Here is an 18,730-nt window from a genome sequence, read left to right as displayed (position 1 = left end):
ATGTTAGTTACAATCTATTTTTTTCTTTTATTTTTAATATTAATTTCTACTCAAGTAAAGTTTAAAACACTTATACTTCCGAATACAATATTTTCTGTGATTTGGTGTGCGGGAGGGGTTTTAGCCTGCACAAATAAATTAGGTTTGATGAAGCCGGGTCTACAAATACATCTCTCCATTTTATTATCAATAATTATATTTAATGTATTTTATTTTGTGTTGTCTAATAATCTAAATGAAAATAAAGATAACAAAGTACAATTTAATATTAATTATAAGTTTATCACCGTGATGTGTATTTTGGGTATATTGTTGATTATTCCCAATACTATAACATCTGTGAATACGTTATTAACAACTGGATTTAGTTTATCCAGTGTACGAATTAACTATGCATCTTTGTCATATTCCCAAAGGTTTTTTTATATGTTTTTTACTAATAATATTCCAATTGCAATTTTTAGTGCTGCTTCAATTATTACCGCAATTGATTTAGCGAATAACAAACGTAACCTTTTAAAAATTTCATTAATTTGTATATTTATCGGTACTATCACCTTTGGTGGGAGATATTTAATATTAAATTTTATAATATATTATATTTCAGCTTTTCTTATTTTGAAAAAATATAAAGATTTGAAAATCAAGAAATCTTATATTCTAATAGCCATAATTATATTAGCTATTGTTACGTTATTACGGGGAACAACTGGATTGTCAGTGTTTGATATGGGTGTTTTATATTATGTGGGTTCATTTTCATTTTTAGAATTTATATTGTCACATCCAAATTTATATGGGTTACTTGATCCTCCGATGTATGGGTATTTAACATTTGGATTTTTATTAGAACCTTTTATCTTAACCCTGAAACTTTTTTTTGCTTTAGATATTGATGTACCTAGTTATCATTTCAATGTTTATGCACAACCGTTTGTCAATATTGGCGTCGATAAAGTAATTTACTATAACAATAATACAACGATTTTGTATACATTTATTAGGGATTTTGGGAAGAGTGGGGTTGTAGTTGGTACAGCTTTATTAACCAGTGCAGTTTGTATATTTCAAAAATTGTTTAAGAAAACAAGAAGCATTAGAGCAATAGGGGTCTTAGTACTTTTATACTCATTAATTTTCAATAGTACTATGGTTTATAATTTGACCTCGATTGCTTCTAGTTTATTGATAATTTTCCTTCTGATTTTCAGCAGAGAAAAGAAGCAAAATGAAAATATTCAAAACAAATAAATTGGAACAAACTAGAAATTTTGATAAGCGTAAGTCAATGGAGGATTTTGTATATGAATTATAGAATTAAAATCAAGAACATATTCAAAGATATCTTTAGACCTATATGGCATGTGAAATTAAATTTCACAATTAATAGAAGTTGTTACAACAAGTTTAATCAAGGAGAACTTATCAAATACAAGAATAAACATAATGGTGAACGGTGTTTTATTATTGGGAATGGTCCAAGTTTATCTATTGCTGATTTAGAGAAATTAAAAAATGAGCATACTTTCGCTGCTAATTCTATATATGTTTTATATGATAAAACAGACTGGAGAACATCATATTATTTTTGTCAAGATTCTACTGTGCTTAGAAACAATATAGAAGATATTAAAAAAAAAATAACATCTACAAAATTCATTAAACCAACAGGTTATAGTCAAGATATCGATGATAATGCTATTTGTTTTAATGTTGACTACAATAACTATAAAAAGAGGATTTCACCAGAGTTCAGCGAGGAAATAACTGATAATGTTAAAGATGGATACACAGTAACTTATTCCATGATTCAATTTGCTTGTTATATGGGATTTAAGGAAATATATTTATTGGGTGTGGATTTTAATTATATAATGAAAGACAACAAGATTGACGAGGCAAGTTATCCTGACAAAAGAATGGGAGTAAAAGCAGGAGGGAATCCAGATCTTGAATATAATTTATTAGCATATCAAGTTGCAAAAAGACATGCTGATGACCAGGGGATTAAGATCTTTAATGCGACAAGAGGAGGAATTTTAGAAGTTTTCAAACGTGCTGATTTGGATGATGTACTAGGAGCGAAGAGAAAAAATGACTCGATTTAAAAAGATAATAAATAACAAAAATACTAAAGCTGGTGGCCTTTATTTGGCAGGCAACCTCTTTAATAAGGCCATTGCCTTTTTGACAATACCAATATTTACAAGGCTGATGTCAACCTCGGATTTTGGTCTAGTAAATACTTATCTTTCATGGGTTTCGATTCTTTCATTAATAGTTGGACTTTCTTTAGGTAGCTCTATAAGAAGTGCTTATAAGGATTTCAAGAATGATTTAGAAGGATACGTCTCATCAATCTTCTTTTTGTCATTCTTGAATTTCATGGTAACATCTTCCATAATAATCGTAATTACTTATTTTTTCATTGAGGAATTAGACATACTATTGGTAGCCCTTTGCTTAGTGCAGTCCTATATGACATTTGTAATTAATAGTATTGATATCAAATACATGATGTCTATGGACTATATTAAGAAAACCCTCTTATTAGCACTGCCAAATGTAATTATAGTTTTTATGTCAGTTGTTTGGCTGATAAATATAGAAAATACTAAGTACCTAGGGCGTATTCTGCCATTTGTTATTGTTACGAGTGTAATAGGAGTTTATTACTTGGCTAGGTCTTTCATTACAGGGAAGAAATTGATAGATAAACGCTACTGGAAATATGCGATAACATTATCTATTCCTCTTATCTTTCATGGGTTATCAATCAATATACTAGCAACATCTGATAGGACTTTGTTAACTATATTTCGTAGTTCTTCCGAAGCAGGTATATATAGCTTAGTTTATAATTTAAGTATGGTTGCTGCAGTCGTTACTGCGTCATTAGAGAGTGTATGGATACCCTGGTTTAACAAAAAAATACATGATGGAAAGAAGGAAATCATAAACCAGAGTGTAGCATTATACATAGAAATTGCACTTGTTGTAATGGTTGGAATATTAATGATAGGCCCAGAAGTGCTCGTTTTTATGGCACCACAAGAATATTGGAGTGGGAATATATTAATACCACCAGTTGTGTTAGCTTCATTTTTTATTTTTTTATATTCAATATCTGTTAATCTAGAATACTATTATAAATCGACTAAAGTAATTGCAACTAACACAATCATTGCTGCTTTAGTGAATTTGGGATTGAACTTTATATTCATTCCAAAGTATGGAGCGTTGGGTGCAGCTTATACTACTGTTGCAGCATATATAATTTCATTTGTTATTCATTATCGTGCTGCTAGGAAATTAGACAAAGGTTTATTTCCATTTAGGGTGTATATAAAACCTATAGGTTGGATGTTTCTATCTGTAGGGTTAACTTATGTTCTTATGGATTATATTGTGGCTAGATGGTCTTTAGCTATTGTTGGTTTTGGTATATACATCATCTTTTCAGTTAAAAAAGGAAGATTTTCGTCTTTGCTTAAATAATATTCAGAAGGTAGGGTTAATTTTTGAGTAATAGAAAAGTAGTAGCTTTTGTTCCAATAAAACTAAATAGTCAAAGACTGCCTCATAAAAATATTCTTCCAATAGCGGGGCTTCCGTTATGCTGGCATATTGTTGATACCTTGAATAATGTCGAAAGCATTGACGAAATCTATGTTTTTTGTAGTGATGAGGAAGTAAAAAATTATATACCCTCAGAAGCGAAATTTCTAAAAAGAGATCCGAAATTAGACGGTGATATGGTAAAGGGGTTTGAAATCTACGAAGCCTTTATTAATCAAGTGGATGCAGATATTTATGTTTTAGCACACACGACTTCACCATTCATAAAAACTGAATCTATTAGTAATTCATTAAATTATATTTTGAATGAAGGTCATGATTCTGCTTTCTCCGCACAGAAAATACAGACTTTTGCATGGTATAAGGGCGAACCCGTGAACTATGACCTTAATGATGTACCCCGTACTCAAGATATGGAACCTATTTATGTAGAAACAAGTGCCTTTTTCATGTTTGAAAAAGAGATATTTACTAAATTTCATAGAAGGATTGGATTCAACCCGTATATACAAGAAGTTGATAGTGTTGAGGCAGTCGATATTGATACCAGAGAAGACTATGATTTTGCATTACGAATAATAAAAGATAAATAAGAGGAGTGGAATTATGTTTAAATTAATAGCTGGACCTTGTGTAATTGAGAGTGAGGAATTAGTATTACAGATTGCGAAAGAGGTAAAAGAAATAACAGACGAACTAGGAATTGATTATTATTTTAAAGCTTCATTTGATAAGGCTAATAGAACTTCAATTGATTCTTTTAGAGGACCAGGGCTTGAGGAAGGTCTTAGGATTTTACAAAAGGTAAAGGATACGTATAATTTAAAGATTGCAACTGATATTCATGAACCATACCAAGCTGGGCCTGTTTCAAAAGTTGCTGATATAATTCAAATTCCAGCTTTTTTGTGTAGACAGACAGATTTACTGGTTGCTGCAGCGAGAACTGGGAAAATCATTAATGTTAAAAAGGCACAATTTCTTGCACCTTGGGATATGAAAAATGTTGTTCGGAAATTAGAAGAAGGTGGAAATACAAATATTATGCTCTGCGAACGTGGTACTACGTTTGGGTATAACACTCTAGTTGTTGACATGACCGGTTTAGTAGAGTTGAAGAAATTTGGATATCCAGTTGTGTTTGATGCTACTCATAGTGTACAAAAGCCAGGTGGAAAAGGGGATGCAACTGGTGGTAATAGAGACCATGTCCAATATCTAGCTAGAGCTGCAATGGCCGTAGGAATAGATGCGCTGTTTATGGAAGTTCATCCTGATCCAGATAATGCAAAATCTGATGGTCCTAATATGGTTAAGTTAAGTGACTTAAAATCAATCTTAGAAAAATTAATAAAGGTATATCATGCTGTGAATTAATAGAATAGGGGCTAGAAGCATGGACTATGTAGATCAAGCCAAAAGAGTCTTTGATATAGAAATTAGAGCACTTGAGCTTGTAAGAGATCATTTAAATGACGATTTTAGCAATATTTTAAGAATTGTAACAGAATGCAGAGGGAAAGTGGTAGTCACTGGTATGGGTAAGATGGGGCATATTGCACGTAAGATTGCTGCAACAATGGCAAGTCTTGGGGGACCGGCATTCTATTTACATCCTGGAGAAGCTCTTCATGGGGATTTGGGAATGGTCACTAATGATGACGTCGTAATTGCTTTAAGCTATAGCGGTGAAAGCGAAGAGATTACTAGAGTGCTGGCTAATATTAAGGCAATTGGTGCAACCTTGATAGGAATCTCAGGTAATGCTGATTCTACATTAGTGAAGTATAGTGACTATTCACAGGTATTTCCAAATTTTGAGGAGGCTTGTTACCTGAATTTAGCTCCAACTTCAAGCACGACAGCTGCTTTAGTTTACGGAGATGCTTTAGCTGTTGTAGCGTCAAAGGTATATGGATTTACTGAAACGAAATTTGCATTATTTCATCCTGCAGGTTCATTAGGTAAAAAGTTATTGATTAAAGTTCAAGATGTAATGGCGTATGGAGAAGATAATGCAATGATACAACAAGATGTTACTTTAAAAAGTGCAATTATTGAAATGGGTAAAAAAGGTCTTGGAATAGTTACCGTAGTCGATAATGAGGCTAATATTATTGGTGTTGTAACCGATGGAGATCTAAGACGACAACTTGAAAAAGGTGTTGATGTCTATGGTCTAACAGTAGATGAGATCATGACAAAAACGCCTGTCACCGTTAAGCATGATTGTATGGCAGTTGAAGCACTTCAAATACTAAAAGAAAAAAACATATCATGTGCACCCGTAGTTGATAAGCAAAACAAAGCAGTAGGAACCATTAGAATACAAGCAATTTTGAACAAAGGAATAATCATATGATAAAAATGCTTATAATGGATGTAGATGGGACATTAACTGATGGGAAGATTTACATTGGACCACAGGGTGAATTAATGAAGGCTTTTAATGTAAAAGATGGATTGGGAATTACTAAATTAAATGCCATTGGGATTAAACCCGTTATATTAACTGCTCGAAGTTCAGAAATTGTAGCCAATAGAGCTAGAGAATTAAATATAGTTGATGTATACCAAGGTATACATGATAAGATTTCGGGTTTGAAGATGATAAGTGATAAATACGAGTTGGCATTTAATGATATAGCTTATATTGGAGACGATGAAAATGATTTAGAATGCATGAAATTGTGTGGCTATAGTGGGTGTCCAGCAGATGCGATGGATACTATAAAAAAATTAGTGAATTTCGCAAGTAGGTTTAATGGTGGAGACGGAGCAGTTAGAGAGTTTATTGAAAATATTCTTGTTCGAAATGCAGAAGATTTATCTTCGTGAATTTTTTATAAGATTTGCGATATGTCAGATATACTTCTCTCTAATATTTGAGACTCTCGTTTGTAACGAGTAATTCAAGATGGAGAGAAGTTGTTTTTTTATCACTAAAATACATTTGGAGGTGAATATATATGAAAGGCATAATCCTAGCCGGCGGCTCCGGAACCCGCCTCTACCCATTAACCATGGTAACCAGTAAACAACTTCTACCCGTTTACGACAAGCCAATGATCTACTATCCGTTATCTACTCTAATGCTCGCCGGAATTAATGAGATCCTTATCATCTCCACGCCTGAAGATACTCCGAGATTCCAAAGTCTATTTGGCGACGGGTCTCAGTTCGGTATTTCCCTGCAATACATAGTTCAACCAAGTCCTGACGGTCTAGCTCAGGCTTTTATTTTGGGGGAAGCGTTTATTGGGGATGACTCTGTGGCTATGATTCTTGGAGATAATATTTACTACGGGAATGGAATCCGTAAAATGCTTCAGCGTGCTTCGGACAAAGCACAAGGTGCGACTGTGTTCGGTTATCACGTACAAGATCCCGAGCGTTTCGGTGTGGTTGAATTTAACGATGAAGGCAAAGTGTTAAGCGTGGAAGAGAAGCCGGCACAGCCTAAGTCTAATTATGCGATTACAGGTCTTTATTTCTACGATAACCGTGTTGTAGAGATCGCTAAGAATGTACAGCCTTCCTCCAGAGGCGAACTTGAGATTACTTCCATTAATGAAGCCTATCTTAAAATGGGCGAGCTGGATGTTGAACTACTGGGACGAGGCTTCACATGGCTGGATACCGGTACTCATCAGAGTCTGGTGGATGCTACGAACTTTGTCCGGACGATTGAGGACCATCAAGGGATTAAGATTGCCGCTCTTGAAGAGATTGCATATATTAATGGGTGGATTACGAAAGAACACCTGTTAAGCTGCGGGCAGAAGCTAAGCAAGACGGGCTACGGCCAATATCTGATCAAGGTAGCTACCGGGAAGATTCAATATTAAGCAGTAAAGGTGTGGAGGATATGAAATTAACGGAAACGGCGCTCCCTGGCGTATTTATCGTGGAACCTGCGGTGTTCGGTGATCACCGGGGATGGTTTATGGAGACGTTCAGTGATGCGAAATTTAGAGAGCAGGGCATCGATATAGCTTTTGTACAGGATAATCAGTCGTATTCAGCTACAAAAGGGACCTTGCGGGGATTACATTATCAGCTCAATCCTAAAGCTCAGACGAAGCTTGTCCGTTGCACGCGTGGAGTCATATTCGATGTGGCAGTGGATGTCAGACAAGGCAGTCCCACGTACAGCAAGTGGTTTGGAATTGAACTGAGTGCCGAGAATAAGAAGCAGCTGTTGATTCCCAAAGGGTTCGCCCATGGGTTCATGACGCTGACCGAGGACGTTGAAGTTCAGTATAAATGTGATGAGCTGTATGCTCCGGATTGTGATGGCGGTATTCTCTGGAATGATCCTGCCATTGGAATAGAGTGGCCATTACATGTTACTCCAGTTCTATCCGGCAAAGACGAGAAGGCTCCTGTGTTGAAAGATGCTGTTCTGAACTTTACCTATAATAACTGAAGCATATAGACACTAAATCGAATCATTCTGAGGTGTAATTCATGAGTCGGAAGAAATTGCTGATTACCGGAGGTGCCGGTTTCATTGGCGGGAACTTTGTGCAATATATAGTGGATAAATACTCTGATTATGATGTCTATAATCTGGATCTGTTAACCTATGCCGGTGATTTAACCAAGCACAAGCAGATTGAAGATAGAGATAACTATCATTTCATTCAGGCGGATATTGCTGACCGTGATGCGATTATGTCGCTTTTTGAACAAGAACGCTTCGACTATGTGGTACATTTCGCAGCAGAGAGTCATGTGGACCGCTCGATTACAGATCCGGCTATATTTGTCCGGACGAATGTAATGGGAACTCAAGTGCTGTTGGATGCTTCACGGACCATTGGTGTGGCGAAATTTGTTCATGTGTCCACGGATGAAGTGTATGGCGAACTGGATTTCGATCCTACGGTATTCTTCACAGAGGAGACACCGCTGCAACCTAATAGTCCTTATAGCGCCAGCAAGGCGTCGTCTGATTTGTTAGTTCGCGCGTACCATGAAACCTTTGGCCTGCCAATGAACATTACACGCTGCTCTAACAATTACGGCCCTTATCATTTCCCTGAGAAGCTGATCCCGCTTACGATCTCGAAGGTCTTGAATGAACAGAAGCTTCCTGTCTACGGGGATGGTGCCAATATCCGGGATTGGCTGCATGTCTGGGATCATTGTGCTGCTATTGATCTCGTATTGCACGAAGGTGTAAGCGGTGAAGTATACAATGTAGGCGGCCATAATGAACGTACGAATCTCGAAGTAGTGAAGACTATTATTCATACCTTAGGGAAATCTGAGGAATTGATCGAATTTGTTGCAGACCGGCTGGGGCATGATAAACGTTATGCTATTGATCCCACTAAGCTGGAGCGGCTTGGTTGGAAGCCCACCTATACTTTTGAGACAGGAATTGCTCAGACGATTCAGTGGTATACGGAGAATGCTGAGTGGTGGGAGCAAATTCTTAGCGGCGAGTACCGGAAGTAGCTTATGAGCAGAAAATCAACCAGTAAAAAGATGGGCAAGCGTAGAAAGAGAATCCTCTTTCTGTACTTGCCTCTTCTGTTAATGGCCTTGTTATTCCTGTGTGCGGGCCGCTTCCTCCCGCTGTCCGAAGCTCCCAAGCAGGCTGATGTCATTATCGTACTTAGCGGCGGTGGAGGACGGGTTGAGAAAGCGGTGGAGCTTTTCAAGGAGGGTTTCGCACCGTATATGCTGTTATCGGCAGTTTCAGAAAATGCAGGCCCCTCCGGCGACATGCACCAAACCGCCCTCGCCCTGGGCATCCCGGAAGAGGCCATCCTCACCGAAGACGCAGCTCAAAGCACCTATCAGAACGCCCAGTTCACGCTTCCTATTATGAAGCAGCACGGCTTCAAGTCTGCCATTGTTATGTCCTCTGACTTCCATATGCGGCGGGTGAAATTTATCTTTGATCATGTCTATAAGAAGTCAGGGATTGAACTGACCTATATAGGTGCTGACTCAGGCTATAATGCGAAGACATGGTGGAGTGACCGGTACAGCCGGGAGACTACTTTTAACGAATATACTAAGATGATTGGCAATGCCTTCGGCTATAATGGCCCGGAAGCGAAGAGTGCGTTTGAACAGATTAAGCGCTGGTTCCGCCGGTGAGTTAATTCCGACAATCAAATCAGGTATTCCGGTCTATATTTTGAAGCAAATCTATTTGTAGTCCGGGAGAGATGGACCATGCCTAATTATCATTTTAGGCAGCTTTTGAGCAAACAGGGAATAGAAACGACAGAGACCTTACGAGACCACTAGGGTCTCTATTTTTTTGCCATAACCGGAATCGTAATCTATTTTCAGTAAAATTCAGTGAGAATGGCAAGTAGATCCCCCGCAGTTCACGGATTATACTAATCTGCAATATTCTACACTATTGAACATTGGGATAATGTGACATATTATTACATCTATAAAACAAATATATAATATTTGGATTCCAGCTAGGTGGTGTCTGCGTGGTCCCTACTACAACTATGATTCGCGATGCACTGGCGACGTATCTGTCGCAGAAGAGAATGTCCATTAATCAATTCTCCGGACAATCCGGAATTAATTCAGGAACGCTCAGCCGGATACTTAGTGGTCAGCAGCCGATTGCTATGGACCATCTGGAGCGAATCACCAAGGCGATGGATCTGCCGGAGGACTATTTCTACAGCTTATACGTGGATGAATGTTTCTATTACTCGTCACCAACCTGGCGGCGTCTGCGGCCTTTTCTTTTGCGGTCAGCTGCGCTAGGCCGTCTGGATTGCGTTGAACAGGTTGTTCAGAATCTGCTAGAGAATCTGGTCTATGCCCCCATGTTGTTCGAAGTAGCTGAAGGACTGTTTCAAGAGGGGCTGTGGCAAGCTGCCGAATTGTTGTATAAGAATGTGAGTGCCAGTGAGAAGTATCAGAATTCCGAGAGACTCGCGGTATGCCAATACCGTCTATTCCGAATCGCCATTGGTGACGACCAGACGCGGAATTTGCAGGCGGCGCATCTCTTTGAATGTTACCTGGACCGGCTGGATGAAGCGGATCAATTGGACGGGTTGAAGCATTTGGGTCATGTCTATGGTTCAATGAATCGGTGGCATAAGGTGGATGAACTAGCGAAGGAGATGCTGCAATTAGCGACTCTTCGTTATAATCTCCAGCGTCAGTCGGACCGTAGAGAGAGTAACGAGAAAAAAACCGAGAAACCCCTGTACTTCTATATCCTGTACGCACAGCTTATCCGTTCAGCTGTGTATGAGAAATTAGGAGACTATCAATCGGCATTAGATTGGGTGTCCCTCTATATGGATGGAAGCTGGATACAGGAGGACAATGAAGAAGTGAAGCGGACTGTAACCCAGTTCCAGGAGTGGGGTACCGCGAATCGTCTGCTCTATCGGGTGATGGCAGGACAATATGAGGCTCTCTCTGAATATGTCGAATATATCTCCGAGCGACCAAATGAGATATTCATAGCGTTATATAGTATTATCTTATCGGCTAACCGCTATGATTGGAATGTTGATTATATTCTGGATCGATTTGCTTCCTATATTCCCTACCGGACGTATTCTACAGAATTTGGGAATTACAATCGGCAGATTATATCGGACCAACACAGCCGATTCCTAGTTGAGCTGGCAGTCTATTACCTGCGCAATAAACAAAATGATGAATTTATTTTCGTGCTACAAAGCTTGGAATCCAATCCTACGATTAACAATGAGAGTATAACAATCGCTTGTGTTGATTTGTTTGAACAATATCAGTATGCAGCCGGGGAAGAAGAAATGGAGCGTTACAAACTTCTGATCAGAACAGTGAAAAATTCTAATGCTAAGAAAATTCATTCTTCTTCTAGCTTCGTGTAGTCTGGTTACCATTTTTATATACCTATCGGTACTATCACTTGACTGACCCCGTAGAAAACAGCAGCACTCAACTTCTGATTCAAACTATGTGGCACGGTTATGGCGGTGTTTGATGTTCCGCAGACTAAGCAACGTTCCAGGAATACCGGGAACGTTGTTCTCTTATACAGAAATTAATATTCTACCCGCTGCATCCACAAAATGACAAGCAAATAGTGCATCCCGGTCTATACTTAGAAGCAAATCTATTTATAGTCTGGGAGAGATGGACCATGCCTAATTATCATTTTAGGGAAATATGGACACCTTTGCGATGGATACAGATCAGGTTCTACCGGGATGATGCGGATCGGCTGTGGATTAAACGGGGGAAACAGCGGAGACGGCTTTTAAGTAAACAGGGAATAGAAGCGATAGAGACCTTACGAGACCACTAGGGTCTCTATTTTTTTGCCATAACCGGGAAGCGTAATCTGATTTCAATAAAATCGATTGATAATGGCAAGTGGGTTGCCCGCAGTTCACGGATTATACTAATCTGCACTATTTCACACTATTGACCATTGGAATAATGTGACATAATATTACATCTATAAACAAATATATAATATTTGGATTCCAGTTAGGTGGTGTCTGCATGGTCCCTGCTACAACTATGATTCGCGATGCATTGGCGACGTATCTGTCGCAGAAGAGAATGTCCATTAATCAATTCTCCGGACTATCCGGAATTAATTCAGGAACGCTCAGCCGGATACTTAGTGGTCAACAGCCGATTGCTATGGACCATCTGGAGCGAATCACCAAGGCGATGGATCTGCCGGAGGACTATTTCTACAGCTTATACGTGGATGAATGTTTCTATTATTCGTCACCAACCTGGCGGCGTCTGCGGCCTTTTCTTGTGCGGTCAGCCGCGCTAGGCCGTCTGGATTGCGTTGAACAGGTTGTTCAGAATCTGCTAGAGAATCTGACCTATGCCCCCATGCTGTTCGAAGTGGCTGAAGGACTGTTTCAAGAGGGGCTGTGGCAAGCTGCCGAATTGTTGTATAAGAATGTGAGTGCCAGTGAGAAGTATCAGAATTCCGAGAGACTCGCGGTATGCCAATACCGTCTATTCCGAATCGCCATTGGTGACGACCAGACGCGGAATTTGCAGGCGGCGCATCTCTTTGAATGTTACCTGGACCGGCTGGATGAAGCGGATCAATTGGACGGGTTGAAGCATCTCGCTCATGTTTATGTTTCAATGCATAAGTGGCATAAGGTGGATGAGCTGGCGAAGGAGATGCTGCAATTAGCGACTCTTCGTTATAATCTCCAGCGTCAGTCGGACCGTAGAGAAGACAACGAGAGAAAAACTGAGAAACCCCTATACTTCTACATCCTGTACGCACAGCTTATCCGTTCAAGTGTGTGTGAGGAAATAGGTGACTATCAATCGGCATTGGATTGGGTGTCCCTCTATATGGATGGAAGCTGGATACAGGAAGATAATGAAGAAGTGAAGCGGACTGTAGCCCAGTTCCAGGAGTGGGGTACCGCGAACCGCCTACTCTATCGGGTGATGGCAGGGCATTATGAAGTTCTCTCAGAATATGTCGATTTTATCTCTGAGCGACCAGATGAGATATTCTTAGCTTTGTACAATATTACCTCATCGGCTAACCGCTATGATTGGAATGTTGATTCAATTCTTGAAAGGTTTGCAGCCTACATCCCTTACCGGACAAATCTTGCAGAGTATGGCATTGTTCATAACAAACAAGTTATAGCCAACCAATACGCCAGATTTCTCGCTGAATTAGCAACTTATTATCTACATAATAAGAACAAAAAGGGGATTATCTTTATACTTAAAAGTTTGGAATCGTCTGTTAGAATCAATAACGAGACTAATATCATCAAATGTGTTGATCTGTTCGAACAGCATCGGCATCTGGCAGATGAAGAAGAGCAAGCGCAATACAAACTTCTAATTAGAGAGGTGCAGGACTCACATGAAAAGAAAATTGTTCAAGCTTCTAGCTTCCTGTAGTCTGGCTATTGTAATTATTATACCTGTGGGTACTACTGAGCCCGTAGCAAACAGCAGCACTCAATTTCTGATGCAAACTATGGGACACGGTTTAGGTGATGGTTGATACTTGCCGGACAGCAATAATCTAATTCCGCAGACTAAGCAACGTTCCTGGAATACCGGGGACGTTGTTCTTTTATACAGAAGTTGAAATTGGTCTGAAACAATAGAATAATAAATACATCCGACAAAACTACTAATAATATTCTAGCCTCTGCACCCACAAAACGACAAACAAATAGTGCATCCCGGTCTATACTTAGAAGCAAATCTATTTATAGTCTGGGAGAGATGGACCATGCCTAATTATCATTTTAGGGAAATATGGACACCTTTGCGATGGATACAGATCAGGTTCTACCGGGATGATGCGGATCGGCTGTGGGTGAAGCGGGGATCGCAGCGGCGGCGGCTTTTGAGCAAACAGGGAATAGAAACGACGGAGACCTAAAGGGTCTCTATTTTTTTGGCTCTAAGTACTCCTTAGGATTTACACATTTATGCAAAAATGTTATGGCGGGCTACACTTTGGAGGGATGGCGGATCTTGGATTTCACTTTATACTCTAGTTGAATTACATATGAACGGAGAGGAAGGTGAGGGGGATGAAGCCATATGACTATTCCTTGGATGCGATTAAGGGGATTAGCTGTATTTTGATGATTATTGCGCATATTCCGCTGTATTTCCACGGCAATGAACGGGTGTTTCAGATTGTTGCGGGTGTGGCTCCAGTCCTATTCTTCGCGGTCTCAGGGGTGACTACCACCTTGCAGGTGAAGAGGCGCAGCTTCGGTTCACTTCTCGGCTTCTATGTGCTGTTCGCGGTCATCGGGTTCGCCTACAATCTGATGTGGAGACCGGATGTACAAGCTTTTCGGATTATGGATGTTCCTCAGATCATCGCGCTTGGCGTCCTCAGTGTCTATTTGCTGGAGAAGTATTTGAAGCCCCCGCTCTATCTATATCTGCTGCTGTCGCTGGCCGTGTTTGCGGTACATTCGTTCATCGGGCACCGGCTGCCGGACTTTCCACTTAAATCTGTTGTGTTCACAGAAACGGTCGGCTTCACGTATTTCCCTTGGCTGTTTGCGTTCTTGGGGGGAGTCTTTGCGTACCGGGCCAGTAACCGGGTGAACCTGATCATGACTCTGGTTGCGGGCGGGATGCTGGTGGTCGTCAGTTACGGAGGTGTGAGTGAGGCGGATTACGTGAAATATAATATGTCCATGCCCTATCTGCTGTTGTCTATAACTGTGTTGTTCGGGGCGTTCTATCTCTTCAGAAGGTTCAAAAGCTACGCTCCTGCTAATCCGCTGCTGTATGCCGGCAAGCATTCGTTGCTGTTTCTTTTTACCCATCTGTTCCTGATCCTCGCGTTTGACCGGCTGGGTCTGGGGCGTCTGTACATTGTGCTCATATGGGGGCTGGTGCTGATCTGCACCTATGTGGGCATGCATATTCTTCTGTGGTTTAACCGCTATATAGCGCAGTACCTGGAGCACTTCCTGCCATGGGCGGTTATCGTCATTAGCGTAGTTGCGGTTCCGCTCGTGATCCCGAACAGGGACCTCATCATCCTGATGGAGGCGGCGCTGGGTATGCTGTTCGCCATGAATTATAAGCAGCTCTCCAGTCTGATGTCGGCAAGTGTGTCGCCGCGGCGGGAGCCAGCTCTTCCTGAGGCTGTGGGTGAGCGGGTTTGATTACTTTTAGCTAAGCATTTAAAATGAAATCTTACACATACGACGATGGGGACCTGAAAGGTTTCCGTCGTTTTGCGATGCGCATTGTGACATTTTTTGAAAGGAAGGTGAAGTAATAATGGAGCTGATGCCACACTGGAAACGTTGGGGATACGAAGAAGGAAAAGCTGAAGGAAGAGAAGAAGGAAGAGAAGAAGTCCAGGCCGAGATTATCCGAAAATTGCTGCTTCATGGATTTACTCCGGAAGCTGTATCCAAAGCTGTTGAGTTACCACTGGATGAGATTAAGAAGCTGATGTAAGAGAGCTTTCTGAATAGATATATAACTATAATAATCGAAGACCTTGGTGAGAGTAGAGTACCCAAGGTCTTCTTTTCGTTGAAAATCAATACGTTTATCCACCAGTTAGTGTAATAGCGTTTCTGCCATCGTGCTCAGAGGAAGATAGTCTACTCCCCTTCCCCCTCTTCCCGCTAATCAGCAAGCTAAGCACCGGTACCTTCTTAATCACCAGGTTTAGGGCGAGCGATCCGGCTACCGCAATCACAGTGGTCGGGAACCAGCCCAGATAGGTGTGCAGCACATAACGTTCGAGGAAATTCAGCAGCAGGATGAAGATGCCGTAATGGAAGATCAGGATGACCAGGGATTCTTGGCCGATGTAGGTCAGGAGGGCCGCGCATAATTTGGATTTGGATAGCAGCTGGGTGCCTTTGATGGCCAGCAGGCTTCCGGCGATACCGGCGGTGTAGAAGAGGAGAAGGTTGCCGTATACGCGGTTGTTCATGTCGACGTAGGAGTTGAAGTAGGCGGCAGCCAGGAAGATGAACAGCAGGATTAAGGTATTCAGGTTGAAAATGCGGATTCGGCTGAGGACCTGATGCTGCTTCAGCTTATAGCCGATGAACACATAGAGCTGGGCGACGAGGGCCACATCGATGTTCCAGGGCAGGAAGAAGACCCGTCCCAATCCGTAGCCGGTCAGGCTTAACGCAAGTATGACCCCGTGCTGGAGCTGCCAGGAGCGTGTGTGTATGTAGCGCATGGTGATGCAGAAGACGATTTGTGTGACGAACAGGCAGGTCAGGAACCAGATGGGGATGTTCAGCAGCAGTCCGTCGGAATAGTTGCCGTAGAGAAGTGCGGCCAGTGGCTGAACCCAGCCTACATCCGGACTATGGTCATTGGCGACCAGCCGCAGGATTGCCCAGAGGCAGTAGGTCAGCAGGCCGGCGGTGAAGTAGGGGAGGACGAGAGTCAGGAGCTTGGTCCGCAGTAATAACTTAAGGTTGTCAAAATACTTGGAGGCGCTGAATAAGTAACCGGAGACGATGAAGAACAGCGGGAGACGGAAATCTCTGAACATATCGTTCAGTACAGCTGGAGTCAGGCCGGCATGTCCAACGACAACCAGCAGGATGGTGATGCCGCGGACCATATCAATGACTTTCAACCGGGTGGTCTTCGGTGTCCCACTGGTTCCTGCGGATAATGAAGGATGTGATGCTTGCATGTGGTGACATCTGCCCCTTCCATAGGTGAGTTATACCCTACGATATCGGATATAAGGAGCAGGGACAATAGTACAAAATAGTTATTTCTATATACTACCTTAGTTGGTTGTATATTCTTCATTGAAGGATAGCAAGGAAATGAACAGGAAGTCCGCAGGCAGGAGCAGGGATTGCTCCGTTGTGCGGGCTTTTTGGGTATGAGCAGTTTGGATATCGGACTAATATCTGTATAAAATCCGGCAAGTTTATAGAATAACACCAGAAATTAAAGGATTGCCTGCTACTGAAAGCGTTCTCTTCGCTTTAGATTAAAGAGGCAGCCGGATGATTCATCTGCTGGCTGTGATAAGGTTCCAGCATTGGCAAGCCGGAGATTGCCGGTCAGCCAATGACAAACAAATTACATTCAGGAGGGTCTCACACATGAGAACAATCGGCAAAATGATCTCACTGGCCGCAGTGACCATGCTTCTCGCATCGTCCCTGACAGCATGCTCATCGAACAACGGCAGCAATAACCCGACAGCGGCAGGAGGTGCAAATACAGCGGATAAGTCCGGGAGCCCGGCTACAGCCGCCGCCGAATCGAAGCCGGACCTTAAACGGCTGAGCATCTGGCAAAGCGAGGATTACAATACCTATCCGGTAGCCGCGATGCTGCAGGAGAAGACCGGCTACAAAGTGTCATACGACATGCTGCCGCAGGACAAATGGGGCGAGAAGCTCAACCTGATTATGTCCTCCGGGGAGCCGTACGATGTGGTCACTACCTACAATGACATGGCGCTCTATTCCGATTATGCGCAAAAAGGCGCACTGGTCGATCTGACGCCGCTGATTGATGAATACGGTCCCAATATCAAAAAGGCGATCTCCCAAGAGTCGATGGACGCGCTGAAGATCGACGGCAAGGTGTACGCGATTCCGGTGGTCGTCACTTACAAAGTAAACAACAGCATCCTGATCCGCACGGACTGGCTGGATAAGCTGGGGCTGAAGATGCCGACCACTACCGATGAGCTGACCGCCGTCCTGAAGGCGTTCAAGGAGAAGGACCCGGGCGGCAACGGCGACCAGAACGTGCCGCTGACCATCCGCGGCGACCTGCCGATGCTGGATAACATCGTCGGCGCGTTCGGCATGCCGAATACGTGGAATGATGTGGACGGCCAGCTGGTACCGCGCCTGCTGGACCCGGCGTATAAGGACTACATTACCTATACCGCAGACCTCTACAAGCAGGGCTTGCTGGACAAGGAATTCGTCGTGAACAAGGACGCCACCGCCAAAGAGAAATTCACCAGCGGCAAAGCCGGAGCGATTATCGTCCACTGGGCCGATATCGGCGGCATCTCCGATGCGCTGACGAAGAACATCCCGGATGCGAAGTTCGCCTTCGTCTCGGCACTGAAGGGACCCTCGGGCGAAGCGGGCTTCTCCGGCAATGCCGGGTTCGACCGTCTGACCTTCGTGCCGAAGGCTTCGAAGCACCCGGAAGATGCGGTGAAGTGGATCAATGCAACCTTGGAGCCGGAAACGTTCAAGAATCTGGCGATCGGGGAAGAAGGCAAGACGTACACGTTCGAGAACGGCGCTTACCTGCCGATTCTGCCGGCCTTCAACGACGAACGCAACCTGTCGAACAACTATATGTCGGGCACGGACGAAGAGAACTATCCGCTGTACTGGCAGGCGCGGGCACGGAAGAATCCGGTGCAGTTCGAAGCATTCGACAGCCTGAACAACCAGCTGCCGGATGAATACAAGATCCAGAATATTCTGGGGCTGGCGCCATACATGCCGGAATACGCGAAGAACAATCTGCAGCTGGAATCGATGGCCGGAGACTATACCATTAAGCTGATTGCCGGAGCGGATACGCTGGACGGACTGGCAGACTTCCAGGCCAAGTACAAGGCAGCCGGGGAAGAAGCGAGCGCGAAGGAAATCAATGACTGGTACGCAACTTTGAACAAATAAAC

17 protein-coding genes are annotated in these 18,730 nt (G+C 42.4%); 16 read left to right on the top strand and 1 reads right to left on the bottom strand.

The features are described 5' to 3' along the window. From PBOR_RS27800 to PBOR_RS27730, 15 genes are all read left to right on the top strand, one after another. Positions 1–1,251, top strand: a complete 1,251-nt coding sequence (locus PBOR_RS27800) for an O-antigen polymerase (RefSeq protein WP_081972213.1) — start codon at positions 1–3, stop codon at positions 1,249–1,251. 53 nt (positions 1,252–1,304) lie between these two features. Beyond that, entirely contained in the window at positions 1,305–2,108 is an 804-nt protein-coding gene (locus tag PBOR_RS27795) for a 6-hydroxymethylpterin diphosphokinase MptE-like protein (protein ID WP_052429664.1), read from the top strand. Continuing rightward, positions 2,095–3,498 carry an oligosaccharide flippase family protein gene (locus PBOR_RS27790; protein ID WP_042217111.1) on the top strand — a complete coding sequence of 468 codons (1,404 nt, stop codon included), beginning with the start codon at positions 2,095–2,097 and terminating at the stop codon, positions 3,496–3,498. The genes PBOR_RS27795 and PBOR_RS27790 overlap by 14 nt, the downstream gene beginning before the upstream one ends. Before the next feature lie 23 nt (positions 3,499–3,521). Continuing rightward, positions 3,522–4,172 (top strand): acylneuraminate cytidylyltransferase family protein, encoded by a 651-nt coding sequence (locus tag PBOR_RS27785; RefSeq protein WP_042217110.1) that lies wholly within the window; start codon positions 3,522–3,524, stop codon positions 4,170–4,172. A gap of 13 nt (positions 4,173–4,185) precedes the next feature. Beyond that, positions 4,186–4,956, top strand: a complete 771-nt coding sequence (gene kdsA, locus PBOR_RS27780) for a 3-deoxy-8-phosphooctulonate synthase (protein ID WP_052429663.1) — start codon at positions 4,186–4,188, stop codon at positions 4,954–4,956. Positions 4,957–4,975: 19 nt separating this feature from the next. Further along, on the top strand, positions 4,976–5,941 hold the full coding sequence (locus PBOR_RS27775) for a KpsF/GutQ family sugar-phosphate isomerase (RefSeq protein WP_042217108.1): 966 nt from the start codon (positions 4,976–4,978) through the stop codon (positions 5,939–5,941). Next, positions 5,938–6,417: a KdsC family phosphatase gene (locus PBOR_RS27770; protein ID WP_042217107.1), complete on the top strand. Its 480-nt coding sequence runs from the start codon at positions 5,938–5,940 to the stop codon at positions 6,415–6,417. The genes PBOR_RS27775 and PBOR_RS27770 overlap by 4 nt, the downstream gene beginning before the upstream one ends. Before the next feature lie 131 nt (positions 6,418–6,548). Beyond that, positions 6,549–7,427 (top strand): glucose-1-phosphate thymidylyltransferase RfbA, encoded by an 879-nt coding sequence (gene rfbA, locus PBOR_RS27765; RefSeq protein ID WP_042217106.1) that lies wholly within the window; start codon positions 6,549–6,551, stop codon positions 7,425–7,427. Positions 7,428–7,447: 20 nt separating this feature from the next. After that, positions 7,448–8,008, top strand: coding sequence for a dTDP-4-dehydrorhamnose 3,5-epimerase (gene rfbC / locus PBOR_RS27760; protein ID WP_042217105.1), 561 nt, complete (start codon positions 7,448–7,450; stop codon positions 8,006–8,008). 41 nt (positions 8,009–8,049) lie between these two features. Further along, positions 8,050–9,045: a dTDP-glucose 4,6-dehydratase gene (gene rfbB / locus PBOR_RS27755; RefSeq protein WP_042217104.1), complete on the top strand. Its 996-nt coding sequence runs from the start codon at positions 8,050–8,052 to the stop codon at positions 9,043–9,045. 30 nt (positions 9,046–9,075) lie between these two features. Beyond that, positions 9,076–9,696: a YdcF family protein gene (locus PBOR_RS27750; protein ID WP_042219995.1), complete on the top strand. Its 621-nt coding sequence runs from the start codon at positions 9,076–9,078 to the stop codon at positions 9,694–9,696. Positions 9,697–10,049: 353 nt separating this feature from the next. Further along, a complete protein-coding gene (locus PBOR_RS27745; protein WP_052429661.1) occupies positions 10,050–11,447 on the top strand; it encodes a helix-turn-helix domain-containing protein in 1,398 nt (465 codons plus the stop codon). Between the two features lie 637 nt (positions 11,448–12,084). Continuing rightward, on the top strand, positions 12,085–13,485 hold the full coding sequence (locus tag PBOR_RS27740) for a helix-turn-helix domain-containing protein (RefSeq protein ID WP_081972211.1): 1,401 nt from the start codon (positions 12,085–12,087) through the stop codon (positions 13,483–13,485). A 647-nt stretch (positions 13,486–14,132) separates the two neighbouring features. Beyond that, positions 14,133–15,233 (top strand): hypothetical protein, encoded by a 1,101-nt coding sequence (locus tag PBOR_RS27735; RefSeq protein WP_042217103.1) that lies wholly within the window; start codon positions 14,133–14,135, stop codon positions 15,231–15,233. Between the two features lie 118 nt (positions 15,234–15,351). After that, positions 15,352–15,534: a hypothetical protein gene (locus PBOR_RS27730; protein ID WP_042217102.1), complete on the top strand. Its 183-nt coding sequence runs from the start codon at positions 15,352–15,354 to the stop codon at positions 15,532–15,534. A gap of 94 nt (positions 15,535–15,628) precedes the next feature. On the opposite strand, the gene PBOR_RS27725 is transcribed toward PBOR_RS27730, so the two are convergent. After that, the gene (locus PBOR_RS27725; protein ID WP_042217101.1) at positions 15,629–16,747 is read right to left on the bottom strand and encodes an acyltransferase family protein; all 1,119 of its coding nucleotides are present in this window, start codon (positions 16,745–16,747) and stop codon (positions 15,629–15,631) included. A 424-nt stretch (positions 16,748–17,171) separates the two neighbouring features. Here PBOR_RS27725 and PBOR_RS27720 point away from each other — a divergent pair, with 424 nt between their 5' ends. Then, positions 17,172–18,728: an extracellular solute-binding protein gene (locus PBOR_RS27720; RefSeq protein ID WP_042217100.1), complete on the top strand. Its 1,557-nt coding sequence runs from the start codon at positions 17,172–17,174 to the stop codon at positions 18,726–18,728. Positions 18,729–18,730: the final 2 nt, after the last annotated feature.

This window comes from Paenibacillus borealis, assembly GCF_000758665.1.
Classification (GTDB): domain Bacteria; phylum Bacillota; class Bacilli; order Paenibacillales; family Paenibacillaceae; genus Paenibacillus_AQ; species Paenibacillus_AQ borealis.
Note: the sequence above shows the minus strand (reverse complement) of the source record. Positions and strands in the feature narration are given on the sequence as shown.